Here is a 22003-nt window from a genome sequence, read left to right as displayed (position 1 = left end):
CTCGGCCTCCTTTTGATGATCTTGTGGTTGCTGTGGGTGGTGATCTGATGGGTGGCGTGACCGGCTACCGGCGGCCGGTGCTCTGCAGCGGAGAGGCGACCAGGTCCCAGCCGTCGGCGTCGGGCCGGGCTGCGATGCACCCCAGATCGGTCCAGCGGTCGCGCTGGCGATACAGGAAGCGCCGGTCCCGGCGCACCTTGCCGAGCAGCTCGACTAGGTCAGCGGTGCGCAGATGGGTGCGCCCCTCGCGATACCAGCCGTCCAGTGCCTCGTCCCAGACGCGCTGGGCCTCCTCCGGCGACAGCGGCGCCTGCACCTCGGCCTCTTCGGTGCCCTCGTCGTCGCTGCCGGGGGTGACGATGACGCCGCTGATGACCTCCTCGGCGTCGACGTCGGCCAGGTCCTCGGGCCGGGCGTCCTCGCCCAGGTGGTAGCGGCGCGAGTCACGCAGCGCCTGGCGCATCGCCTCACGATCCTCGGCGATCTCCTCTTCGGCCATCGCGGCCATCTCCTGCTCCTCGTCCCCGACCGCGGTGGCGGGCCGCCGGGTCGACGCCGGGACCGCAGGCGCCGCAGGAGCGCTGTGGGTGGACGTGGCACCCGTGAGGGTTACCGCACCCCGGAAGGCCGGATTGGCGCTCTCAGGGCCGCTCGGACCGTTCAGCGGGTAGCGGGTGCGGTTGGCGAACAGCTCTCCGAACAGCTGCTCGGTGACGGGGTCCATCGGGTCGCGGTAGGCGACCCCGGCCGCGACGACCTCGGCCAGCTGCTCGGTGGTGGGCTCGTAGATGCGCAGCATCGAGCCCCACTGGTTGGTCGGGATGCTCATGCCGGTCGCGTAGCAGTAGCCGGGCTTGCTCGATCCCCAGTACTGCAAGTTCTTGCCCAGAGCGGCCAATGCCTCCTTGGGGAGGATCTGCTCGGCCTCGTCGTGGGACTCGACGCCGAACATGATGGCCGCGCCGTGGTTGGAGCGGGTATCGGTGGAGGCACTGCGGTAGTTCCAGTGCTGGGTGCTGCTGACGAAGAAGATGCCAGCCGAGCGGGCGTCGGCGACCAGGTCGGAGTACAGGGTCTGGAAGCGGCGGAACTCCTTGGACTCCTCCACCCAGATCTCCAGCATGTTCAGGCGGGAGTCCAGTGACCAGCGCATCAGGTTCTCGTCGGCCAGCTGGGTGGTGCGGCCCTTGATGACGTGCTTGAGGCGGTGCAGGAACAGCCGCGCCTCTTCCTCGTTGGTGATCATCCAGGTCAGGCCGGGGGCGAACACCCCGAAGGTCTGCAGGCCCTTGCTCAGGTCGATGCCGATGATGTTCAGGCGGCGCTTGACCATCTGCGAGCCCAGGAAGACCCGGCCACCGGTGCTCTTACCAGAGCCGGTCACGCCGCCGATCTTGAGGTGCTTGATGTCGGGGGCGCGCTTGTCGCGGCTGTAGTCGCCGACGATCTGCACCTCACATACGCCGGTCTGGTACTCGCCGATCGCGAACGGGTCGCAGGGCAGCGAGCCCAGCTGCAGCCCCGCCAGGCCCGGCCAGGCCACGCCGTGCTTGAGGTTGTCGCGGGTGGCGATCTCGATCGTGCCGCGGCCGTCTTCGTCCAGGTCGACGGCCAGGTTGGTGCTGCCGGGCACCGCCCGGCTCTCGGCCGAAATCATCGGCATCAGGGCGCGGGCGCCCTCCAAGGTGCCGCCGGGCAGCGTCTCGACCTTGGCGCGCACCACGCCGCGCTCGTCGATCGTGGGGGTGGCGAACTGCACGCGGGCCTGCTTGATGGCCTCCATCAGCGGGTTGCCCGCGCCGTCGGTGGCCGGGGTGGCGCCGGCGTACTTGGTGCCGCGCCAGATGACCCACAGCACCCACACGATCAGCGAGCACAGGGTGTAGGCGGGCCAGATCGCGGCCATGCCGACCACCAGGCCCAGCACCAGAGAGCCGGTGGCCAGCGAGCCGGTGACGACCATCAGGATGCGCAGCAGCAGCCGCGGCCCGGCCGCCATGTGACCGAAGAACGTCACCAGGGCGCCGATGGCCAGGAACAGGATGCTCAGCAGCGGCGTCCACACCGGGTCACCGCCCCACTTGGCATGAGCGAGCACGATGAGGATCGCGAAGATCGCGCACCCGATGCCGGGGGCGGCCAGCGGCAGGCCGTGCACCAGCCCCCAGCCGCCGCCCAAGCGCCCGGAGGCCTCGGCGGTTTCCACCGGGACCACCTGCGCGGCGGCCTTGATCTTGCTTTTGCGTGCCATCACGCACCGTCCTTCGTCTCGTAGCGGCCCTGCCGCTGGCTGGTGGTACCGGATCCGGCCTGCTTGTTGGCCTGCTGCTCGGCGAGCATGTACTCGGCGTGCACCGCCGACATCCGCACGATCGCCTTGGCCGCCTCCAAGAAGGCCTCGGCGGCGTTGTTGCCGTGTCCGCGCAGCCGCCCGGCCAGGAAGACGCGCTGCAGCCAGCCCACCCGGCGCCCGTCGGGGGCGGTGCGGTGGCGCAGCCAGGCCGCGGCCTGGCGGGAGTCCTCGCTCATGGTCAGCGAGATGCTCAGCAGCATCGCGCGGAGGTTTTCCTGGTAGTCGCGGTAGGTCTGGTGGGAGCGGACCAGGTCGCTGTCGCAGAAGGCGTTCGCGGCCTCCACGAGGTCGATCTGCTTGGACATCGGCTACCTCACATGCCTGGTGATAGTGCTGGTCAGCGGTGGTGGTGTTACTTCTTGGTGTCGTCGCGGATGGGAGCGGCCGCCTTCTCGGCCCCGATGTACTCGGCGTGGACGCCAGCCATCTTCTGCAGGCTGGAGACGACCTCCAGCAGCGCATCGGCGGCGTTGCGGCTGTGGGCCTTAGTGCGCCGCGACAGGCCCACCCGCTCCAGCAGCGGCACCCGCTTGCCCTTCTTGGGCTTGTGGTGGCGCAGCCAGGTCGCGGCGATCTCGCCGTCCTGGACCACCATCAGCGCCAGGGTGCGGGCCATCTGCTGGACGGTGTACAGGTGGTTCTCGAACGCCTCGTGTGAAGTGATGATCTCGGCGGTCTCGAAACGCACCATCTGGGTGCCCAGGTCTTCACTGCGGTTGCTCACAGGTCCTCCTCGTGGATCACGGCGCTGAGTAGGTGGCGGGCGGTCTGCTCGGTGGTGGTCTGGGCGATCAGCGTGCCGTCGGCCAGGACCTGCACCGTGGTGGTCTCGGCCGCCGACCGCGCCCAGGAGCGGGCCACCGCGCGGGCCCGGCCGCGCAAGCTGGTCTCCTCGGCCAGCGCGAACGCGACCAGCAGCGCGGCGGCGGCCAGCAGCGCGACCGCGACGCCGTGCGCGGCCCGCTCGGGCCAGCCCGGCGCGAACGCCGCCGCACACCAGGTCACGAAGGCACTCACCGGCCGCCCTCCTCGCTCCGGCGCGGCTGCGCGCCGGGGTTGCGCGGGGCGTGTGCGGCGGTGTGCGCACCCTGTGCGGTGATCTTGTGCGGGGGGTGTGCGGGGCCGCTGACCTGCTGTGCGGTCATGTGCGGGCCCTGCGAGGTGCCGGTGACGACGGGCCAGTCCAGGCGGCACCACGCCGCGCGGCACCCCTCGGTGATGGTCACCTCGTAGGCGTCGGCGAGCTCGCGCACCAAGGTCAGGCCGCGCTGGTACTCGCCCTCGCCGCGGGCTGCCGGCACCAGCGCCGGGCCCTGGTCGGTGCAGGTCAGCGCGACCGCGCCCGCCTCGCTGGTCGAGCCGGGCTCGACCTCGGCGCGCAGCGTGAACCGGCCGCCCACGGTGCCGGACGCGCTGTGCAGGACGGCGTTGGCGGCCAGCTCCGACACCACCAGCGCGACGTCGTCGGCGCGCGGACACCCCGGCGGCAGGCAGCTCAGCGTCCAGGCGCGCACGTCGGCGACGCGCTCGGGAGCGCCGGGCCAGGCGCGCTCGTGGGCAAGGGTGACGATGACGGCCATCACGCCACCTCCCCGCAGGTCACGACCGGCAGCGGCGGCAGGGCGGGGGCGGAGCACGCGGCGAGCAGCACCACCGGGCGCGCCCCGGGCGGCGGCAGCTGCCCGTGCGCGGCCAGCGCGTGACGAAGGTGCACCAGCGGGTCGATCTCGCCCAGCTGCGCGGCCGCCACCGTGGCGCGAGCCGCGGCCAGCAGCTCGGCGTGCTCGGCGACGAGCAGCGCCAGCTCCTGACGCGTCAGCGTGTTCTGCCTGGTCAGCGTCTTCATGACGTCACCTCGCCCAGGATCGTGGCGATCGCGCCCTCGACGTCGACCCGCTCACGGCCGTGCGGAACCTGCCGGTAGACCTCGTTGAGGAAGTCGACGACAAGCTCGCGCACCACGTACAGCAGGAACGGGTAGCCGCTCGCGGGGGTCAAGGTGATGGCCAGGTAGAGGTCGTCGAGCTCCTCGTGCGGCGCCACCAGCACGTCGCCCTCCCCGGCCGGGGCGCGCACACCCTCGGCGAGCAGGTCGCGGCCGAAGACGTACTCGGAGGTGACCGTGCGGCCCTGCAGGAACATCAGGTGCACCGCGTGCGGGTCCGCGGCGCTGTAGGTCAGCATCGCCTCCAGCGGGGTCTTGGGGCTGTCGGCGGGCCACAGACGCACGTCGTAGATCACTTGGGGCTTCATGCCGACACCTCCGTACGGGCCTGGTCGCTGTCACCGGTGCTGTCCGTACGGGTCTGCGTCGCCCGTACGGGGTGTTCGTCGTCGCCGTCCGTACGGAGGCGACGCAGGATGTCGGCGACCTCCTGCTCGGCGCCCTCGCCGTCGGCGCGGCTGTCCGTACCGGACTCCTGCGGTTCCGTACGGGCGGGCGGTGTACGGGTCTCCTCCGCGTCCGTACGCGCCTGCTCCTCTTCTTCCGTACGCAGACCCGTACGGGCCTCCCGTACGGCCTTCTCACACCAGCTGCGGCGCCTGTCGTAGCGCTCCTCCAGCACCGCGTAGTCCGGCGTCCACACCTCACCGCGCGCGGCGGCGTCCGCGATCTCCTGACGGATCTCGGCGACGGCCTCCTCCCGGTCGACCGGCGTCAGCGGCGGCACCGTACGAAGCGAGTCACCCCGTGCCGGGGCGGTCCGTACGGGCGCGGTGCGAGGCGATTCCGTACGGGCGGACTTGGTCCGTACGGACTCCGTACGGGCGAGCTCCGTACGGGGCCGGGGCGCGCTCCCCGTACGGGCTGAGTCCGTACCGGACTCGATCGCCGGACGCGGGGCCGCCTCGATCGAGGAAGAAGCGCCGAACGCGGGGAACGCGATCGACTTGGCGACATCCTCACGGCGCTCGGTGAAGACCCGCAGTGCGGCCATCGCCTCCTTGCCCGCCTCGGCATCCGCCTCCGACTGCTTCGAGGTGAGAGCTCCCGGGCGGACGATCGCCCCGTCGACGATGACGAGCTGGCCACTCTTGGCGGCGGCCCGGTCAGCTTTGCGCTCGTACTTCACGATCGAGCGGGCGAGCTTGCGGTCCCGGCGAGAGGCGCCGGGGCCGACGCCGTAGCGGTCGGCCCACGCCGCCGTCCACGCGTCCTCGATCGAGCAGTCCGCGCCGCGCGAGGCCCGGATGCTGGCGGCCGCCCACGACAAGCGCGGGTAGCGGATCCGCCGCCAGGTCGCCCGGCGGATCTCGGCCGCGCTGCGCCGGGCGGTGGTCTGCTGGGTCAGCGACGCGGTCAGCTCCCACAAGGCGATGCCCAGCAGGGAGGCCAGCGCGAGGATCACCCCGACCTGCAGGCCGTCGTCGCCGTTGGCGTGGATGCCGTGCCACAGGTTCATCCCGGCCGCGATGCCCGCCAGCATCCAGGTCGCGGCCCGGTAGCGGCCGATCGGCAGCCTCGCCTGGATGGCGCGGTGCACCAGGAACGCCAGGTACCACACCCCGCCCTCCAGGGCGATCGGCAGCGCGGGCGCCATGAAGCCCAGGTTCATGACGTTGGTGGCGAACTCCATCTGGCCTCGCCAGGCGATCGCGATCGGCGCGCCCATCGCGATGGCGCCCACGATGACCGGGGAGCGCTCGGCCACCGCGGCGGCCAAGGCGCCGGCGCCGCGGCGGGCGGCGGCGTAGCGCGCGGCGCGGTCGGCCTTGGACTGCCTGCGCCGCTCGGCGCGATCGGCGGCCTTGGAGCGAATCCGTTCGGCCTTGGCGCGGTCCTGCTCGGCGCGGTCCTGGCGCTCGGTGGCGCGGACCTCGCGCTCCCGCTGGTGGCGCTCGCGCTCCACCTCGATCGCGGTCCGCGCCCGCATCGCCTCGGCCTCGGCGCGAGACCGCTCGGCATCGGCCTCGGCGACGGTGCGCTCAGCGCGGCGGTCGTAGTAGGAGGCCATCAGGAGCTCACCGCCCCGGAGGTCGAAGCGCAGGCGAGGGTGGTCAGGAGGTTGGGCTCGACGGAGAAGAACTCCACGGTGGCGCCCTGCATGTGCTCAGGGGCCTGCTTCATCGCCCAGACGAACATGCCCGCCCGGGTGCTGCCCGGCGCGGCCGTGACCGTCCGGTAGAGGGTGTTGCGCATCGTCCCCGATTCGGTGAGCTTGACGAGCGTCAGCACGACGAAGAGCTCCATCAGCAGCTCACCGCCTCGGAGATCTCGTCCGCCTGGGCCTGGGCGATGAGCAGGTCGGCGAACACCCCGGCCAGCTCGGCGGTGAGCGGGGCGATGGCGCTGCCATCGATCCAGCCGCGCCGGGTCTCCTCGCGCTCGCCGATGACGTCGAACAGCAGGTTCAGCGTGGGCAGCGGGCAGGTCGTGACCCGCAGGCCGTGCTCGCGCTTGAAGTCGGCCTGTACCTGCTGCAGGCTGCGATTGCCGTGAATGTCCAACAGGTGCCCGGCCGGGGTCAGCACACCGACGTGCGCCCAGCGGTAGATCCGCTCGACGGTCTCCACCAGGGCCAGCGGCCAGCCGGTGCGCAGGTGCATCGCGCGGGCCAGCACGGCGCACTCGCCGTAGCCGTAGAGCTCGATCGCGGCGTCGTCGACGACGCCGGGCCGCACGGTCAACTCGGTGTGGCCGTGGAAGGTCGGAACCTCCAAGGTCACGGTGAGCTCGACGTCGGCCAGCGGCCGCTCGCCGGCCGACGCGGCCAGCAGCGGGTAGCGGGAGCGGTAGGCGGTAGTCGTCATCAGACACTCACCGCCTCAGCCTCAGCGGCGTCGTCGGCCTGCGCCACGATGCCGTCACGCAGGGCGGTGTACACGGCCGACTCCCAGAAGCGCAGCAACTTTCCGCCCGGGGTTCGGACTGCGGTCAACGCGCCAGCGTGGGCCCAGCCCACGACCGTCTTGGGGTCAACCCGGAACACTGCCGCGACCTCCTTGGAGGTCAGCAGCCGGTCGCCGGGCATGGCGAGATCAGCGATGATGGACATGAGTCGGTTCCTTCCAAGTGGCGACTCTTGCGGCCCTGGTGCGGGAACACCGGGGCCGCTCTGCTGAGGCGAACCGGACATTGGGTGAACGAGAGAAACGACTTAATCAAGTTCGCCTTAGGTAGTTTGACGTTAAGCGCGGACGTCGCGAACGTCAAGGAAGGCAAGGGAAAACTACCTAAGGAGTTTTGACGTAACATGTCCCTATGACCGAAGAACGCGCCCCTTACCAGCGCATTGCGGACGATCTGAAGGACGAAATCACCTCAGGTCGCCTCCGCCCAGGGTGGCGAGTACCTGCCAGCACTGAGCTGGCCCGCCGCTACGGCGTCACCACGAACACCGCAAATCGGGCACTCACGCTGCTCGCCGCTCAGGGCCTACTGATCAAAAAGCCCGGCTCAGGGAGCTACGTCCGCGACCCGCACCCAGAGCGCCGCAGGATCACCCGGGGCACCCATGTGCACCGCCGCCGCACCAGCGGCTACTCCTTCTCGGCCACCAGGCCGGACGATCCTGACTGGCAGCCGCATTTCCCACCCATCTACGAGGATGCGCCCATCACGGAACGGGCGGCGGAGATCCTCGGCCTCGTACCGGGCACGCCAGTTTTCCGGCGGCGCCGCATGATGAGCCTGCCGGGCGAGCCTCCCTTCAACCTTTCGGACTCCTGGATCGTCCCCGAGGTGGTCCAAGCCGCGCCTGCGGTACGAGAGCGGGGAGTGCCGGGCGGCTACCTGGATGCCATCGAGGCGGCGGGACACGGCCCGCTGTCTTGGTATGAGCTCACTCGAGCCCGTACGCCGACCATTGAGGAGGCGGAGCTGCTTGGCGTCGATCCCCTCTTCCCAGTGATGGAGATCTGCAAGGTCAGCGTCTCGGCCAGCATTGGAACGCCCATAGAAGTGACCGTGATGGTGATCCCATCTGACCGGATCGAGATCTTCCAGGAGCTCCAGCGTGACCACACCGCCGCCTACGAGGTCCTCTCACCTCCTGGTGGCCGCGCTGACTCCGCTACAGAGGCATGAGAACGCGAAAGAGCGGTCCGTCCGGGGGGACTCGGGCGGGCCGCTCTTTCGTTGCTCGCCTGCACCCGCCACGGTGAGCGACGAAACCCCAGCGCCAGAAGTCAAGTCTCGTTACGCTGACCCGATCCGAGACGAGTCGCCCCGAAGGGGATGGATCGATGGCAACACCCCAGGAGATCACTTGGCCGACGATGGGTACGGTCGGCGTGCTGGCTCCCCCTACCGAGCGCGAGTCGCCCGTAGAGAGCGAAGAGCCGGCCGCGCCGCAGGAGGGCCAAGCCGCGCCTTCATCGGAGGGCGTTGAGACCTGCTGTACGGATGCGCGCTGCAACTGGTTCTGCAGGTGAGGGCAGGTCTCCTCTTACAACTGAAACGCCACCCCACAGACACGGGGCCCGCCCATCATCACTGGGCGGGCCCCGCTGTATTCAGAGGATGACGATCATCTCGCTTTACCTCGGCGACGGGGAGGCGTCAGGTACTCCTCCAGCACGCACGAGAGCAGTTCGCTACGAGATCGAGCCCCTGCCTGCTCCCAAAGGTCATCGATCACTTTCAGCTCGGCCTCGGTGGCCTGAAACGACCAAAGTCGTCGGCGACCAGTGCGCGTCGCGGTGGCCTGGCTCGACTCTCCCCTACGCGTGGGAAACAGGCTGCCCTCCGCCCGGCCTGGCCCGGTCTGACGAGCAGCAACGAGATCAGCAAGCCGGTCACGCATCGCGTCGACAGCGTCAAACACGATCCTTGCGTTGTCGGCACCCGTGTCCCGGCGGCGCTTGGCCGCTGCGGTGATGGCGGCAGGCAGGAGGTAGACGTTCGCCGGGAAGGTGTCCTCATCTGAGGCAACAACCTGCGCTGGCGGGAGCCGTTCCGAGATGACGGTCTCGGGGGCCGCTGGTGGAGGCTGAGACCGCTGCCGGTCAGCTGCTGATGTCACAGCGGGGGGAGCGGGCTGCGACTGGCTCGAAACGGCTGGGTGGGGCTTCAGCTTGTCGCCCAGCAGGTTGGTGGCCGGCTTCCCGAAGATCTCGCCAAGTGCTCCAGGCTGACCAAGGGATGGATCGCTCATGCCGTGGCCTCAGCTGCAGCGAGCAGATCGAGCACCTCAGCAGCCAGCTTCCGGTAGTCCTCGGCGACAGTGGAGGCAGTAGACGGGATTCGCAACGCGCGCGGCCCGTCCTCGGTGGAGGTACCGGCGCGCAAGGCCTCCCACCAGGCGGGCTGGTCGGCGGCGTCGCTCTCCAGTTCGTGTGCGACGCGGCCTCGGGCCCGGCTGACGGTCGCGATGCGCTCGGAGTGGCCGATGGTGGCGGCCAGCACCGGAGACCCATCAGTGCCGAACGCCTGCTGAACGGCGCTGCGTACGCCACGGTGGATGGCACTGGCTCCGCGGGTCGTGCCGAACAGCACAACGCCTAGCAAGGAGAGTTCCGGGTTGATCTCGCGAGCGACGGCGAACCGTTCAGCCAGGAGCTGCATGCCGATAAGACCACCGGCGTCGGATTTGGTGGGCATGAGCAGACGACGAGCGCAGGCCAGAGCGAGGTCCACCAGCAGCGTGTTTTCCGGCGGCGTGTCGATCAGGACGATGTCGAAGTCCGCGGCGATGGGGGCCAGGACGTTGGCGAGGGCGAGCATGGCCTGCTGGCCTTGCTGACCGATGCGGCCGACCATGACGCCCGTCAGGTCACCGAGCCTGGTCCCTCCAGGGACGACGAACAGGTTGGGGCGGTCGGGGACGGGGACAGCCTGTAGGACAGTGCCGGTCATAAGGGACATGAGGAGCCCAGCGCCCTGGTCGTCGATCTGGTGATGGCGGTAGCCGAGATCGTCGGAAAGGTTCGCCTGGCGGTTCATGTCAACCATGAGGACGCGGTAGCCAGCTGCCGCGAAAAGCGCGCCCAGGTTCGCGGTCACGCTGGTTTTGCCCACACCGCCTTTGTCGTTGGCTATGGCGATGGTGCGCGCAAGCGCGAGATGTCCCTGCTGGAGGGTGCTGTCGGTCATTGTGGCTCTGCTCCTTCTTACGGTCGCCAGGAGTCTCGCACGGCCGATGTAGCGCAGGCGCTTCTCTCCCCGCGATCGTGCCCGCGCCGTGTCCTACTCCCCTTCTGATCAGCCACGTAGCGCGGCAACCATTGATTGCTCCATCAACTTCTCATTCCATTCATGTCTCTATAGCTTCAGCGCCTCCTCTATCCATCGCCCTATCTATCGGTTCATCTATCGGTCTATCGGTCGTTGACCTGGGGTTTCGCCAATTTTTGCGTCCACGTACTCGTTCCGGATGACCAGCCGGGGAGTCCGAAATCACCTGCAAAATCAGATGGGTCAGGTCGGGTCTGGAGGCGGAGGCTCGGTCATCGGGTTCGGAGGAGCCGTACTCGATTCGGCGGGGACACCCGGCCTTGGCCCCTCGGCTGGGTCGCCCGTCGATGAGCGGGTGGAGAAGGTGGCCACGACGATGACGATGGTCAGCACGACGGCGGCACTGATTCCGACTGCTTTCGCCGCGGTTCTGCGGGAGTGGCCACGCACACGGATTCGCCTGCCGCTGGACAGCGTGCGTATGTGGGACCGGACCCGGCTTTTGCCCATTCCCGGACGGTATAGAGCCACCTCGGCGGCGACCAGGTGACGGCGGGGCAGGCTCTGCTATCGCCTGGGTGAGCAGGATCCAGCCCTCAACGGACTACCGGCCCGCTGGTGATCCTCGCGGCCGGTTTGGGCCCGGGGAGCTGGGGTGTGCTCAAGCACCGGACAAGAGACCTGCGCGTAGGCCATCGTCGGGGCATGCCTGATGAGGAGAACCTGCCCGTGCTGGTCGTGTCCGACACGATCGCTTACACCGACGACGAGCGCTTCCTGGTCGACGGCCAGCCGGTCGCCCCGGGCCGGTACCGGCTGCAGCTGGGTGACGAGGGCGGGCAGATGCCGGTGCTGACCGTGGCCGGCGACGACGAGCAGCTCACTGTGATCAGCGCGGCCGACCTGAACTGAGCGGAGGTCTGCTGGGTGGTGCGGGCCGGGACCGGCCGAAGAGCCGCAGCCCGGCCCGCGGCCGCCCGGCAGACCTCAGCGGTCGTCGTCCTCCTGGTCCTCGTTCTTGTCTGCCTGCGACTGGGCTTCTCGGTCCAGGCCGTCGCGGGCGCTGGGGCTGTCGGGGTGCCTTGCCGCGGCCGACTGGACTCGGGCGGCAGCTTCCTTGTCCCACGGAGTGTGTTTGGTCATGTCCTTGGGCGTACCCCGATCGCCCGGCCTCTGTCGGCAGCCGCTCTCGGGGCGGGTTCCGTCGTCCACCGACACTCGGCGGCCGCCGCGACGTAACCGTCGACGCGTTCGGTGACGCAGAAGGCGCCCGCCGTGGCGGGCGCCCTTGAAGACGGAGAGAAAGTTCTCATCCGGACCCGCTTAAGAGGTGTCGGGTCTCATGACCTGCATGACAGATCGTGCTCAGGAGGTGTGTGACACTTCGCCGAGTGCTGGCGGAGTTGAGCGTGGTCGAGCAGCGGTACCAAGCCGGATCTGTCGCACGGGTCCTGAGCCCTGACATCTTGGATTGCGGCTGTGGTGCCGGGATAACCGCCACGGTGGTCACGAGGCGCGGCGTCTAAGGATGGGCCGTCCCGGCAACCAGTCCGTCCTAGGTGTCGGCCGCTAGTGAATCCTCAGGGATGGGGGGGCATAGCCGTGTGGCCAGCGCGGCATGGAGAACAGAGTTCTCGGCGGTGACGCGGAGCATTTCCCGCCAGACAGCAGAATGAGAAAGAACGAAATTATCGGACATCGTCGACAGACGGTCGGTGAGGTCCTTGAGCATGCGGTAGTCAGGTTCCTCCAGGTCGATGGTGACGCGTATCTTCCGGGTACCTGGCCGACTTCGGACAGAGCGCTCACCCGGGTACAGGAACCGATCACGCATCACATTGGCTAGTTCCTGCGCGCCGTCCATGATCCCCCTCGCATGTCGTGTTCACCGATGATGACATCTGTCCCGCGAGGCCTTGGCTGGATTGCGATCTGCGACTTCCCGAAGCAAGCAAGATCGAGGGAGAGCTTTCTTTACGTCCAAGATTCCCGCAAGACGCAGCAACAGGCACCCATCGGCCTCTTGGCCGTCTCACCGGCTCGCCCAACGGCGAAGACAGAGTGATCGTTCAAGTTGTCCGGGTGATGCGGGCCGGGACCGGCCGAAGAGCCGCAGCCCGGCCCGCACCACCCAACAGCGCGCCAGCGTCGTTATGCGACTCAGGCGTTGGCCTCCTCCTGCGCCTCGGCCAACCGGTTGACCGCTGCGGCGAGCGCAAGAATGGCGAGCACCTGTGCTGTCTCGGGGTTGTTGTCCAGGGCTGACAGTGCGCTGCTCCCGAGGCGGTGGTGCTCGAACTGGGCGGTGCCCATGGCATCTCCTCTGATCGGGGGATCGCCGAAAGGTTGCCCCATGAACTCTTTTGGCAACCGGGTCACTTCTTCGATGTGCTCTTGGTCTTCGTCGACGAACGCGCCGGGACGACCGCCATGGTGGTCACGAAGCGCGGCAGCGTGGCTGGTGGCCAGGAGGTTGTCTCGGCGCGTTGCCAGCGCCGTGCGCGGCCAGCGTCTGGTCCATCCAGACGCCAACCTGTTCAGGGTTCAGGCCTCGCCGGGGTGGGCGCAGCGCCTGGTCCTCGGGGGCGCCGGGCAGCTGCAGGCGCCAGCCTCCCTCGGGGCCGGGCCGTCCCCAGATCCACCGCAGGATCACCGACCGCATGGCATATCACGCCGAGGCGGCGGCTTTCGGCAATTGGGGAAACCCCCGGAGAAGTCCAGGGCGTATTCGGCCTGGGCTTTTTGTCGCCTGTGCATGAGACGATCGAAATGCCGAAAGCGACAACGGAAGGGATGATGTGAATCTGGGGGATGTCGATCCGGCGCTGATGGAGTGGTTTCTCGGCGGGCAAGTGCCGCGGATGCGAAAAGACTCCGCCGCTTCTCCCGCGCAGGCCCGGCGGGGGCCAGCGCGCTCGGGGGTCGATCGCACCGAAGACCTCAGGGCGCTGGGGTTCAACCGCCCTGAACGCGAGGCGCTGCTACGGCCCCGCCCCGCCCAGCGGCGGCAAGGGGATACAGACCGCCGCAGGGCGATCATGCGGCTGGAGCATTACATCGACCAATGGGTCGACTGGAATACCACCGACCTTGACCGGCGAGAAGTGGTCGCCCTGTGGGCGGTATTCGTCCACCACAACGTCGACAAGGCGAAATGGTGGTGGGAGCAGGCTGGGGTTCACCCGCTGCAGATCCACCGGCTCAAGGAGTTCACCGAAAACGGCTTCACCGAGCGGGATCTCGGTGTGGTCATCGATGGCGGAAAGACCGTTCTGGAGCATCTTCTCGCCAGGCAGAACGTCAAATGGTGCGTTGATTCCCTGGCCTGGCACAACCGCTCCCAGAGGCTGTAGGAGGGGAGGCGCCCGGCCGCCCGCCGCGATCACCTGCGGCGGGCGGCCGCGTCCCGGTCCTCCTGCCAGCGGGCCAGCGCTTCGAGCCGAACACTCGCGCACTGACACTCTCATGACGCATCTACTGACACTCCCGTGTCGCTTGGCAGTCCCGGCCCGCGATCAGTCGCCGGGGCCGGGCTCGGGGTCGGCGACGGCGAACAGCTCCAGTTGCTCGTCGACGGGCTCCTGCGTGGTCAGCTTCAGGCAGCGGCGGCAGGTGACCGCGCCGCGGTCCGGGTGGGCCGCGCCCGGGTCCCAGCCGCTGACCCCGACCATGCACGCCGGGCCTGGCATGCGTTCCCCGCCCAGCCAGCGGGTCATCACGACGGCGTGCACGATGCCTGAGGAGCGCACCCGAAGGTTGGAGCCGTCGGCGTAGGCGGCCCGTGCTGCGGCGGCGATCGTGGCCAGTGCCTCGTACAGACCCGGCGCGCCCTCCGCGCTCATCGACCCGCTCCACCGAGGACGGAAGCCGGCGACTCCTCGGTGCCCCCGCCTGCGGCCTGCAGCCCGTCCTCACCCATGGGGCCAACCTAAGCGCTCTACGGGCCCACCATCACGGTGGCGAGGATGAGAAAACCACGGAACGAAAAGTCCCGTCACAGTTGATCGGCGGTCCCGAAGCGGCGGGTTGGCTTCCCGTGAGTTAATTAGCGCCCCTACGAAAAGGGCATTTCACCTTGCCTTATCCCCTTCGACCTCTGTGGCCTCTCCCTTCACCGGCGGGACCATATCGAAGATTGAGGGGAGTGACATGCTGGGCACCGGCCGATGCTCGGGCAAACCTATTACGCCGTCGAGGTCTGCGCCGTCGAAGCATGTGCCTTCGAGGTTCGCGCCAGTGAGGTCCACGCCGGTGAGGTCCGCGCGTTGGAAGAGCGTGTTGGTGAGGTTCGCGCCAGTGAGATCAGCGTCCATGAGGTTCGCGTCGGTGAGGTTCGCGCCGGTGAGGTCCACGTTGGTGAGGCCCGCGCGCTGAAGGAGCGCTTTGGTGAGGTTCGTGCCAGCGAGGTTCGTGTCGGCGAGATTCGCGTCAGTGAGGTTCGCGCCAGTGAGATCCACATCAGTGAGGTCCGAGCGGGTGAGGAGCACATCGGAGAGGTTCGCGCGAATGAGGCTCATGTCGGCGAAGTTCACATTGCTGAGAAACGCGCCAGTAAAGTCCACGCCGCTGAGGAACGCACCAGCGAGGTTCGCATTGATGAGGTGCGCGCGAGCGAGGTTCACGTAGGCGAGTTCGAATCGTGCCTCCTCCAGGTCATAGGCAACGGTACGTCGGCCGATCACGGTGATAACGGCCTGAAGATCCGTGCGTAATCTTTTTTCCGGCCAAGTTGTCTTGTCGTTCTCGGTCTGATCGATGTCGTCGTCTCGGGAATGTTCACGGATGTAGGCCGCCAAGACCTCCATGACCGTGGGGTGGTCTCGCGCCGAGTCCCGGGCGACGCGCTCCAAGGCGTAGATACCGCCTAGGCGGATATCGAGCTTGTCGGAACCCAACTGCTCGATGGCCTTGGTGTAGCGCTCGGTAACGTGGCCCTGCTCGCTCAGACGGTGACCTTGTGCGCTCAGCTCAAAGGTACGGCGGGCGGTGGCAGCGTTGCGCGCGGTGTAGTACACCGCCACCAGCGCGATCAGCCCAGTTGCGATCGTCAGCGCCCGCCCGCGCACCGCGTCCAGCGCGGCGGCCAGGTCCTTGCCGGCCAGGCCGCGCACCCCGTCGAAGTGCTCCAGCACCCACGCCGCGCCCGGACCCAGCACCCACGCCAACCCTGCGACCAGGAGCACGCCCAGCAGCCCGAGCACGAACCGGGAAAAACCTGGCCACTTCCTCATGTCTTCAGGTTGATCGGTCCGCGTGGCCTTCACAGGGTGATGGCCGTCAGCGATGGCCAATCGTGATCGTCCGCAGTGGCATTACCTGCCGCTCACCCATGCCTGAGGACCGTGACGGGACTTTTTACTCCACGATTCCCGCAAGACGCAGCGACAGGCACCCATCGGCGGCGTAGCGCGAACGGTGCCCCAGAATCGGGATGGCGATCTACGGCACTTCGAGAATTCCTAGAGCTGCGGATCAGGCTCTTGGCCGTCTCACCAGCTCACCCAGCTGTCACGTGGGGACATAACGCACGCTGTTGGTAGCCGCCGGGCACGTCGGCGCCGACGGCGGCCCAAAACGGCCGTGATTCGCGGAAGTGCCCGCCCAGGGTGTGCCAGGCCAGATCGGGATGTTCAGCGCGCAACGCGGCCAGGCCGGCACTGGCCAGCCCGCATCGCTCATACGGCGGTTCGGTGTAGGGGTGCTCAACCCAGCCCAGGTGGCACCGGGAGCAGATCCGGTAATCGACGGCGAAGACAGAGTTGCCGTTCAAGTTGGCCGCGCGCATCCGCCAGCCGTCCCTCTCGGGTGAAACGGTGTCCTGCCACGGGGTGTCCAACCGGGGTACGACTGGCCAGCCGCGGCGCCGACCAAGCCGCCTGCCGCTGATCCACTGCAACACCTCGCGCCAAGGTTCGCGGCCGGAAATACGTCCCACCTCATGTGCTTGCCCAGCTAATTCCAGGGCTGCGTTTCGGTTGTCGTCGATGGTCATGCTGCCCATCGTGCGTCTGGCTCACGGTGTGCGGAGGTATGAATGCACATCTTGGGTGGTCATCGTCCGCCGGTGCGATTCAGCCGTCGCGTCATCGCCGGCGCTGTTCGGCTCATTGATGCCGAATGTCGGCTGCCAGCTCGGCGACCGTCTTGTCCCGGTGTTAGCGGTCATCAGAAAACCCCGGTCGGCGGTCACTGAGATCCTGGTAGACGGCCACGAAAAATCCAGGCAGCCGGATTCGTCGTCTGGGGGCTGATTCCCGCACCGGGTGGGGTCCTATGGTTCGTCGGCGTGGCCCGGCTCCGTGTCTCGGGCTCCGGGAGGTCGTGCTCGATGCCGTGGGGCCGACGAAGGAGGTCCTGCGGCGCCGATCGCCCCCAGCCGTGTTCCGACGCCAGCCACCGCATGGCGATCGTAGGGCGTTCCGGCTGGTCATCATGCTCGAAACCGAGCCCTTGAGTGGCCGCCAGACCAGCTTCGCTTGGTGATGCGTCCGCGAGCTTCGGCGCCCTGGTGCCAGACGTCCTCGGGGGCGGCCGGGTCATCTCCGCCACCACTCCGTCACGCATGGTCGTGTTGCGGCTCAAGCCGTCCTCACATGGCCGCGAGAGTGCCCAATCATCGGTGTTCTTCAGGGCCGCTCCTTAAGTACAGGAAGTGGGCCAGCGGCGAATGGTTCCTCCGTGCTCAAGCGGGCAAAGAGCAGGGCCAAAACCGAAGCCGGGGCGTCAGCAGCTAGCTGCTGACGCCCCGGCTTCGGGCGAGTAGGACCTCACGGCATGTTTGTCATCTTGGGGTGACGGCATCGCGGTCCTAAAAGAACCTCAGTCGTTCTTGGTCGGTTTGCCCGGCCTCTTGGACGTAGATGTTTCCGCCGTTCTGCAGGACACGCTCAAGGTAGCTGTAAACCTGGAGCGCCCGGTTGATGGTGTCGGTCTTGGTGTCCCCGGTGATCTCGACAGCTTCTTCCAAGGCGCGGGATGACCTGGGAGTGAGGTTTACGGTCACCCGCTCCAGTGTGCTGCGGCTTGGAGTGGCTTTCTGATCCTTCTCGATAGCAGGTCCGACATTCTTGGACATTCGTAATTCAATCCCTCGTGGTCAGCGGCCAGGTTCGGAGGGGAGATCCGACACGCATGGCTAAGTTGCTGGGTGCTTGTGGCAGCAAACATCCAGCACAGGTGGATCCGGGAAGCAGACTGACCCGCTCTTCGAGTGAAGATGTCGAAGATCGGGGTGTGGGCGCGGCGGCGCAGGACCGGGCTAGCAAGGTCTATGAGGAGGGGTTAGAGCCCGGCAGAGAGAAGAGAAGCATCTGGCGTTCTTCTCTCACGGCGGCCAGCACGCATTGATCCACTGGCGGTCAGAGCGAACTCAAGACATGTGTTCGAATCACGGTCGACCCTCCTTGGGGTGTGTTCAACGAATGATCATTTTCTTGAGGCGTCAGCGCAGACTACCGAACGCATGCAGTCAACAGTAAGCTTTTGAATGACTAACGTCAACTGTTGAGCTGCTCATTGTATGCACTAAGCTGCGTAAACGCATACGTTCGCTTGACGATGTACGGCAATCAGATGACCTTCGTCTGGCAAGGCCGTGATCGTCCTGCTACGCTCACCGAATGGCTCAGCGATGGGCCAACGGGAACCAGGGGCCCCAAGCCGCGGGTTCCGGTTCTCGTGTGACCGCTCGCCCCGCCCCTTCGGGGGCTTAGCAGAATGGCACCGACAAGTGCGGAAGTCCGACGTCGCCAGCGACACCGATCTCACCGAGGAGGAAGGCGCGCCCTCTGCCAGGGCGGACGTCCTACTCGACCACCAAAAGATCAACGTTGAGATCGAGCTGGTCAAACTCATCCGCTTCAAGATCGACACGGAAACGAGGACCCACACGGCGCCAGGGATGGCGCTGACGTTCATGATCGTCACCGCAACGGCACTCATGACGGGCAGCACGATGGGCGGCCTCCTGTGGCTGGCCTCCGCTCCCGGGTGGCTCATCGCCACCGTTGGCTTGATGGCCATTCTGTTGACCGCAGGCGGATGCCTGTGGTGGATTAACCGCACCACCCGGCTGCCCTGCGAGTCGTAGCCGACGGTATATCCGCGTCTCCCTCCAGGCGCGGATGCAGATTGAGCACTCCCCTGAGGATCCGGAAGCCAGGCCCAGGCTGACCCCCTCTGGATGATCAGGGGGGTGCTTAGATCTCCCTACGCCTAACGGTTGAAGCTTCGTGGCGACGCTTCACACCTCGGCCTTGAGGCGCTTGTCACTCCGCTGCGCCCAGCCAGCAGTTCATCACGACGGCGTGCACGATGCCCGAGGAGCGCACCCGAAGGTTGGAGCCGTCAGCGTAAGTCGATCGCGCTGCGGCAGCGATCGTGGCAGCGCCTCGTACAGACCCGGCGCGCCCTCCGCGCTCATCGGCCCGACTCGCCCCGCACGTTCTGCACCAATTCCCAAAGGCCGTGAAGGCCCCTGCCCTTTTGTCAGGGCAAGGGCCTGCCGTGGAGGTCTACTTGATCAGCTTCCGGTCAGACGGAGTACTGGAGTCGCGGCCCTCGGGGCGGTAGCAACAGCCCCGGGGCCTACCCCTTGCGGGCGCGCTGGGCGATGCGCTCGCGGGCCTCGGCGACCTCGTGCCAGATGTCTTCGCGGGTGGTCGGGTCCATCTCCTTCAGCATCGCGTCTCGGACCGGGATGTTGCGGTTCAGGCCGGTCCACAGGGCCACGAGCATCGCGTCGATGTAGGGCTGGTCGTCGTCGGTGTTCTCCGCATGCGTGTCTTCTCGTTCGTCGCGTCCCCGCCGTTGCTGTTCGGTCCATCGGTGCCGAACGTCGGCCACCAACTCGGCGACCGCCTTGTCGCGGGTAGCCGGGTGGCTGCCGCGGCCTTTGCCGCTCAGGTGGTAGGCGGGAGTGCCGCCGCGGTGGCGGGCCTGCCATCCCGACCGGGTGCCACGAGCCGACAGATTCGGCCGGACGGTGCCGAGGATGTCGCCGGCGACGATGACCCACTGCGAGCCGTCGACGTCGCCGGTGGCCAGGAGCTGGACGGCGGCGAGCTCGTCGTCGGTGTACCAGCGGCGGCGTGCGGCCGGATCCCCGTAGTGCTTCCACGGCGTCGGCTCAGTGACCTCGGTGGACTTGACGGCCTCGGTGACGGGCTTGGTTGCCGGTCGGGCCGATCGCGGACGGCGCGACTTTGCTGGTGCCTCCTGCTCGGTGGCCGGTATGGGTTCGGTGGCGACAGGGGGTTCGGCCGGTGCTGGACCGGCTGTGGTGCGCTCGTCGCCTTCCAGGGCCCGGTACAGCGTGGAGCGGCCCACCCCGAGGTGCTTGGCGATCGCGGTGATGGATTCGCCGCGCTGGCGGCGGGCGCGGGCGATGGCCAGGGTGTCGTCGTCCAGGGCGGGGGGCCGGCCACCCTTGCGCCCCTGGGCGGTGGCCGCGGCTAGGCCGTCCAGGGTGCGCTCTCGGATCATCTCGCGTTCCATCTCCGCGGCCATCGCCGCGACCATGAACAACAACTTGTCCGCCATGGATTGGCCGCTCGGCCGGTGCAGGCCCGCGCAGATGCCCGACAGGATCTCTAGGTTGATGCCGCGCGGGGCGAGCTCGTCTTCCAAGAAGACCAGCAGCTCCTTCACGCTGCGGGCGACCCGGTCGGGCTTGTAGATGACCAGGGTGTCGCCGGCGTGCATCCGCGCCACGGTCGCGGTCAGCTTGGGCCGCTCGGTGCGGGTGCTGGCGGTCTCCTCGACGACCTCGCGGCAGTGCGCGGCGCTCAGCGCCTCCATCTGGGACAGGTGGTCTTGGGCGCGGGTGGAGACGCGGGCGTAGCCGATGCGGATCGCGTTCGACGGCACGGCGGCCGCTTCGGTGGGGGCGTTCACCCTCCCATCGTCCCGAAAACCGTCCCGTAACTCAATCCCTGGACTTACTGTTTCGGGACGAGTTTCGGGACGCTCGTTCCTGGGCGAATGCGTCTCGGCGACCATGCTCGTGTCGCCGTCCCGGAAACGATCGTTTCCGGGACGGTCATTTAGCGGGGAAGGGGGAGTGGGGGAGGCCTCGATCACCACGGCGGCCGCCGACGCCTCCGCCTGCTTCTTCGCCTCCTGCTTGGCCTTGGCGGCGGCTTGCTTGGCCCACAGCTTGGCCAGACCGGACAGAGCGGTGTTGACCTCGGCGCGATCCCAGCGGGCCGGGTCCCACCGGGTGGTGCCGAAGAGGTGCTTGGCCATCTTGTACTTCCAGCCCTTGCGATGCCGTAGCGCCCGCAGGTGCTCGGCGTAGCCCTCGGGTCCGCCGCTGTCTTCGGGGGGACAAGCACGGCCGCCGGCGCTGCAGCGCGGGTAGGTCGTCTTCGCCCCGGCCCGGTGGACCTTCTCCACCTCGACGTCGTGATCCCAGCAGTCGCCGAAGTCGTAGCGGTAACCGAGCCAGTCACCCGCCTTCGGGATGAGAGCGGCCAGCGTCACCGCCGTCTCATCGCGGGCGTTGTCGCCGTACTGCCGATCTCCATCGGAGAACACGTGCAGGTGGTGTTGCTCCCAGCCCATCGCGACCTGGATCACCTCATGCAGCTCGACCAAGGTCGCCGTCGACGGCACGTGAACGCGCCGCCACACCGGCGGAGAGACCTCCCGCAAGGTGACCTTGATCTGGTGAATGGTGCCCACAGCGAACCGGCCTTTCGTGACGACGACGGGCGCCACGGTATTGGCGTCGATCACCGATACGGGACAGTTTCGGGACTACCTCGGGCATGCCGGGATCTCGCGGAGGCCGGTAGTGGGCTCAGAGGAACGACTGTTAGATGAACACGCCGGACACGGCTACGGAGGGTGGGGCTTGCGTCTGGTCTCGACCGGAGGGTGGGGTGGCCGGAATTTTTTTGTGGGAAATCCTGGGGGGCATCCTGAGGAGTTTCAGCGAGTTTCCGTGAGTTTTCGTGAGTCACAGTGAGTCAGGGCGCGTCAGGGAGCGTCAGGGAGCCCAGAAGTGGGCTTCGACGCTCTCTGACTGTGGGGAGACGTCGGTATGCTTCCTGAGAACTCGAAAGGCCCGGTCCGCGCGAACGGACCGAGCCTGATTTTTCGAGATCGCGCCAGGCCCAGAGTTTGGGCTGGACGCTGACCGGGTTTAAAGCAACCTTCAGCGTAGCCAGCGGTGAGAGCTACCGCAATTTTCCTCTGGGCCTGGCGGCAATCTGTTCTGTCGTTTCGAGGTTGTAGGAGGCCATGTGGCTGTCGGTGAGTGCTTCGAGTGGTCCGTACGGATCCCTGGTGAGTGGGGTCGTCACGTGCGGACGATCGTCGTCACGATCGTGATCGTGGTAGCTGTCGCGTACGGGGTGGATATGAGCGCTCTCCCCTGGGCTCCGCGCTTGTGACAACGGCGTAAGGCTCCAGTAGTGCAAACGACGGCGGTCCCCGTACGGGGACCGCCGTCGTTATCGTCAGGATTGCGGAGGGCTGCACCCAGGGTCGGTGAGAACCAGGCCATGTGCGGCCGTAGCGGCCAGAGCCAC

The 22003-nt window shown here is 67.6% G+C and carries 25 protein-coding genes; 4 read left to right on the top strand and 21 right to left on the bottom strand.

The window, feature by feature from the left end; genetic code table 11:
• Nucleotides 1–64: 64 nt before the first annotated feature.
• Genes ACFY3D_RS38575 through ACFY3D_RS38525 form a run of 11 tightly spaced genes read right to left on the bottom strand, consistent with a single transcriptional unit; the run spans nt 65 to nt 7350 of the window.
• On the bottom strand, nt 65–2251 hold the full coding sequence (locus ACFY3D_RS38575) for a hypothetical protein (protein WP_389989408.1): 2187 nt from the start codon (nt 2249–2251) through the stop codon (nt 65–67).
• The gene (locus tag ACFY3D_RS38570; protein ID WP_389989359.1) at nt 2251–2658 is read right to left on the bottom strand and encodes a hypothetical protein; all 408 of its coding nucleotides are present in this window, start codon (nt 2656–2658) and stop codon (nt 2251–2253) included. The genes ACFY3D_RS38575 and ACFY3D_RS38570 overlap by 1 nt, the downstream gene beginning before the upstream one ends.
• Nucleotides 2659–2705: 47 nt before the next feature.
• Complete coding sequence (locus ACFY3D_RS38565) at nt 2706–3077, bottom strand: hypothetical protein (protein ID WP_389989357.1); 372 nt, start codon at nt 3075–3077, stop codon at nt 2706–2708.
• Nucleotides 3074–3370 carry a hypothetical protein gene (locus ACFY3D_RS38560; RefSeq protein WP_389989355.1) on the bottom strand — a complete coding sequence of 99 codons (297 nt, stop codon included), beginning with the start codon at nt 3368–3370 and terminating at the stop codon, nt 3074–3076. Before ACFY3D_RS38560 ends, ACFY3D_RS38565 begins: the two co-directional genes overlap by 4 nt.
• Nucleotides 3367–3933, bottom strand: coding sequence for an ATP-binding protein (locus ACFY3D_RS38555; RefSeq protein WP_389989353.1), 567 nt, complete (start codon nt 3931–3933; stop codon nt 3367–3369). The genes ACFY3D_RS38560 and ACFY3D_RS38555 overlap by 4 nt, the downstream gene beginning before the upstream one ends.
• Nucleotides 3933–4199 (bottom strand): hypothetical protein, encoded by a 267-nt coding sequence (locus tag ACFY3D_RS38550; RefSeq protein ID WP_389989351.1) that lies wholly within the window; start codon nt 4197–4199, stop codon nt 3933–3935. Before ACFY3D_RS38550 ends, ACFY3D_RS38555 begins: the two co-directional genes overlap by 1 nt.
• Nucleotides 4196–4606 carry an SsgA family sporulation/cell division regulator gene (locus ACFY3D_RS38545; protein WP_389989349.1) on the bottom strand — a complete coding sequence of 137 codons (411 nt, stop codon included), beginning with the start codon at nt 4604–4606 and terminating at the stop codon, nt 4196–4198. Before ACFY3D_RS38545 ends, ACFY3D_RS38550 begins: the two co-directional genes overlap by 4 nt.
• Nucleotides 4603–6309, bottom strand: a complete 1707-nt coding sequence (locus ACFY3D_RS38540; protein ID WP_389989347.1) for a DUF2637 domain-containing protein — start codon at nt 6307–6309, stop codon at nt 4603–4605. The genes ACFY3D_RS38545 and ACFY3D_RS38540 overlap by 4 nt, the downstream gene beginning before the upstream one ends.
• Nucleotides 6309–6545 (bottom strand): hypothetical protein, encoded by a 237-nt coding sequence (locus ACFY3D_RS38535; RefSeq protein WP_389989345.1) that lies wholly within the window; start codon nt 6543–6545, stop codon nt 6309–6311. The genes ACFY3D_RS38540 and ACFY3D_RS38535 overlap by 1 nt, the downstream gene beginning before the upstream one ends.
• Nucleotides 6545–7105 (bottom strand): hypothetical protein, encoded by a 561-nt coding sequence (locus ACFY3D_RS38530; RefSeq protein ID WP_389989343.1) that lies wholly within the window; start codon nt 7103–7105, stop codon nt 6545–6547. The genes ACFY3D_RS38535 and ACFY3D_RS38530 overlap by 1 nt, the downstream gene beginning before the upstream one ends.
• Nucleotides 7105–7350 carry a helix-turn-helix domain-containing protein gene (locus ACFY3D_RS38525; RefSeq protein WP_389989341.1) on the bottom strand — a complete coding sequence of 82 codons (246 nt, stop codon included), beginning with the start codon at nt 7348–7350 and terminating at the stop codon, nt 7105–7107. The genes ACFY3D_RS38530 and ACFY3D_RS38525 overlap by 1 nt, the downstream gene beginning before the upstream one ends.
• A gap of 206 nt (nt 7351–7556) precedes the next feature.
• On the opposite strand from ACFY3D_RS38525, the gene ACFY3D_RS38520 reads away from it, so the two are divergent.
• Complete coding sequence (locus tag ACFY3D_RS38520; protein WP_389989339.1) at nt 7557–8381, top strand: GntR family transcriptional regulator; 825 nt, start codon at nt 7557–7559, stop codon at nt 8379–8381.
• A 442-nt stretch (nt 8382–8823) separates the two neighbouring features.
• Here ACFY3D_RS38520 and ACFY3D_RS38515 read toward each other — a convergent pair whose 3' ends face one another.
• The gene (locus tag ACFY3D_RS38515; protein WP_389989337.1) at nt 8824–9450 is read right to left on the bottom strand and encodes a hypothetical protein; all 627 of its coding nucleotides are present in this window, start codon (nt 9448–9450) and stop codon (nt 8824–8826) included.
• On the bottom strand, nt 9447–10388 hold the full coding sequence (locus ACFY3D_RS38510; protein ID WP_389989335.1) for a ParA family protein: 942 nt from the start codon (nt 10386–10388) through the stop codon (nt 9447–9449). The genes ACFY3D_RS38515 and ACFY3D_RS38510 overlap by 4 nt, the downstream gene beginning before the upstream one ends.
• Nucleotides 10389–11174: 786 nt before the next feature.
• Between ACFY3D_RS38510 and ACFY3D_RS38505 the strand changes: the two genes are divergently transcribed.
• Nucleotides 11175–11381 carry a hypothetical protein gene (locus ACFY3D_RS38505; protein WP_389989333.1) on the top strand — a complete coding sequence of 69 codons (207 nt, stop codon included), beginning with the start codon at nt 11175–11177 and terminating at the stop codon, nt 11379–11381.
• A gap of 75 nt (nt 11382–11456) precedes the next feature.
• Here the strand turns inward: ACFY3D_RS38505 and ACFY3D_RS38500 are convergent, their stop codons facing one another.
• The 3 genes from ACFY3D_RS38500 to ACFY3D_RS38490 all read right to left on the bottom strand — a co-directional run bounded on the left by ACFY3D_RS38500 (nt 11457) and on the right by ACFY3D_RS38490 (nt 13001).
• A complete protein-coding gene (locus ACFY3D_RS38500) occupies nt 11457–11612 on the bottom strand; it encodes a hypothetical protein (RefSeq protein WP_389989331.1) in 156 nt (51 codons plus the stop codon).
• 412 nt (nt 11613–12024) lie between these two features.
• Nucleotides 12025–12333 carry a hypothetical protein gene (locus ACFY3D_RS38495; RefSeq protein WP_389989329.1) on the bottom strand — a complete coding sequence of 103 codons (309 nt, stop codon included), beginning with the start codon at nt 12331–12333 and terminating at the stop codon, nt 12025–12027.
• Between the two features lie 296 nt (nt 12334–12629).
• Nucleotides 12630–13001, bottom strand: a complete 372-nt coding sequence (locus tag ACFY3D_RS38490) for a hypothetical protein (RefSeq protein ID WP_389989327.1) — start codon at nt 12999–13001, stop codon at nt 12630–12632.
• A gap of 266 nt (nt 13002–13267) precedes the next feature.
• On the opposite strand from ACFY3D_RS38490, the gene ACFY3D_RS38485 reads away from it, so the two are divergent.
• Nucleotides 13268–13822, top strand: coding sequence for a hypothetical protein (locus tag ACFY3D_RS38485; protein WP_389989325.1), 555 nt, complete (start codon nt 13268–13270; stop codon nt 13820–13822).
• 162 nt (nt 13823–13984) lie between these two features.
• On the opposite strand, the gene ACFY3D_RS38480 is transcribed toward ACFY3D_RS38485, so the two are convergent.
• The 4 genes from ACFY3D_RS38480 to ACFY3D_RS38465 all read right to left on the bottom strand — a co-directional run bounded on the left by ACFY3D_RS38480 (nt 13985) and on the right by ACFY3D_RS38465 (nt 17544).
• Complete coding sequence (locus tag ACFY3D_RS38480; RefSeq protein WP_389989323.1) at nt 13985–14311, bottom strand: hypothetical protein; 327 nt, start codon at nt 14309–14311, stop codon at nt 13985–13987.
• A 228-nt stretch (nt 14312–14539) separates the two neighbouring features.
• Entirely contained in the window at nt 14540–15700 is a 1161-nt protein-coding gene (locus ACFY3D_RS38475) for a pentapeptide repeat-containing protein (RefSeq protein WP_389989321.1), read from the bottom strand.
• A gap of 266 nt (nt 15701–15966) precedes the next feature.
• Entirely contained in the window at nt 15967–16461 is a 495-nt protein-coding gene (locus ACFY3D_RS38470) for a hypothetical protein (RefSeq protein ID WP_389989319.1), read from the bottom strand.
• Between the two features lie 816 nt (nt 16462–17277).
• Nucleotides 17278–17544 (bottom strand): hypothetical protein, encoded by a 267-nt coding sequence (locus ACFY3D_RS38465; RefSeq protein ID WP_389989317.1) that lies wholly within the window; start codon nt 17542–17544, stop codon nt 17278–17280.
• Nucleotides 17545–18198: 654 nt separating this feature from the next.
• Here ACFY3D_RS38465 and ACFY3D_RS38460 point away from each other — a divergent pair.
• Nucleotides 18199–18558 (top strand): hypothetical protein, encoded by a 360-nt coding sequence (locus ACFY3D_RS38460; RefSeq protein WP_389989315.1) that lies wholly within the window; start codon nt 18199–18201, stop codon nt 18556–18558.
• Nucleotides 18559–19055: 497 nt separating this feature from the next.
• Here ACFY3D_RS38460 and ACFY3D_RS38455 read toward each other — a convergent pair whose 3' ends face one another.
• Complete coding sequence (locus tag ACFY3D_RS38455; RefSeq protein WP_389989313.1) at nt 19056–21206, bottom strand: recombinase family protein; 2151 nt, start codon at nt 21204–21206, stop codon at nt 19056–19058.
• Between the last annotated feature and the right edge of the window lie 797 nt (nt 21207–22003).

The organism is Streptosporangium sp. NPDC000509, assembly GCF_042898365.1.
Lineage (GTDB): Bacteria > Actinomycetota > Actinomycetes > Streptosporangiales > Streptosporangiaceae > Streptosporangium.
This window is presented reverse-complemented; position numbering and strand designations above follow the sequence as displayed.

Bases quoted from the DNA above. Each gene is read 5' to 3' on its own strand.
- ACFY3D_RS38500 (WP_389989331.1), bottom strand. From the start codon at position 11,612: ATGACCAAACACACTCCGTGGGACAAGGAAGCTGCCGCCCGAGTCCAG.
- ACFY3D_RS38545 (WP_389989349.1), bottom strand. From the start codon at position 4,606: ATGAAGCCCCAAGTGATCTACGACGTGCGTCTGTGGCCCGCCGACAGC.
- ACFY3D_RS38525 (WP_389989341.1), bottom strand. From the start codon at position 7,350: ATGTCCATCATCGCTGATCTCGCCATGCCCGGCGACCGGCTGCTGACC.
- ACFY3D_RS38550 (WP_389989351.1), bottom strand. From the start codon at position 4,199: ATGAAGACGCTGACCAGGCAGAACACGCTGACGCGTCAGGAGCTGGCG.
- ACFY3D_RS38575 (WP_389989408.1), bottom strand. From the start codon at position 2,251: ATGGCACGCAAAAGCAAGATCAAGGCCGCCGCGCAGGTGGTCCCGGTG.
- ACFY3D_RS38480 (WP_389989323.1), bottom strand. From the start codon at position 14,311: ATGAGCGCGGAGGGCGCGCCGGGTCTGTACGAGGCACTGGCCACGATC.
- ACFY3D_RS38540 (WP_389989347.1), bottom strand. From the start codon at position 6,309: ATGGCCTCCTACTACGACCGCCGCGCTGAGCGCACCGTCGCCGAGGCC.
- ACFY3D_RS38470 (WP_389989319.1), bottom strand. From the start codon at position 16,461: ATGACCATCGACGACAACCGAAACGCAGCCCTGGAATTAGCTGGGCAA.
- ACFY3D_RS38515 (WP_389989337.1), bottom strand. From the start codon at position 9,450: ATGAGCGATCCATCCCTTGGTCAGCCTGGAGCACTTGGCGAGATCTTC.
- ACFY3D_RS38570 (WP_389989359.1), bottom strand. From the start codon at position 2,658: ATGTCCAAGCAGATCGACCTCGTGGAGGCCGCGAACGCCTTCTGCGAC.
- ACFY3D_RS38520 (WP_389989339.1), top strand. From the start codon at position 7,557: ATGACCGAAGAACGCGCCCCTTACCAGCGCATTGCGGACGATCTGAAG.
- ACFY3D_RS38495 (WP_389989329.1), bottom strand. From the start codon at position 12,333: ATGGACGGCGCGCAGGAACTAGCCAATGTGATGCGTGATCGGTTCCTG.
- ACFY3D_RS38475 (WP_389989321.1), bottom strand. From the start codon at position 15,700: ATGAGGAAGTGGCCAGGTTTTTCCCGGTTCGTGCTCGGGCTGCTGGGC.
- ACFY3D_RS38555 (WP_389989353.1), bottom strand. From the start codon at position 3,933: ATGGCCGTCATCGTCACCCTTGCCCACGAGCGCGCCTGGCCCGGCGCT.
- ACFY3D_RS38505 (WP_389989333.1), top strand. From the start codon at position 11,175: ATGCCTGATGAGGAGAACCTGCCCGTGCTGGTCGTGTCCGACACGATC.
- ACFY3D_RS38465 (WP_389989317.1), bottom strand. From the start codon at position 17,544: ATGTCCAAGAATGTCGGACCTGCTATCGAGAAGGATCAGAAAGCCACT.
- ACFY3D_RS38510 (WP_389989335.1), bottom strand. From the start codon at position 10,388: ATGACCGACAGCACCCTCCAGCAGGGACATCTCGCGCTTGCGCGCACC.
- ACFY3D_RS38530 (WP_389989343.1), bottom strand. From the start codon at position 7,105: ATGACGACTACCGCCTACCGCTCCCGCTACCCGCTGCTGGCCGCGTCG.
- ACFY3D_RS38535 (WP_389989345.1), bottom strand. From the start codon at position 6,545: ATGGAGCTCTTCGTCGTGCTGACGCTCGTCAAGCTCACCGAATCGGGG.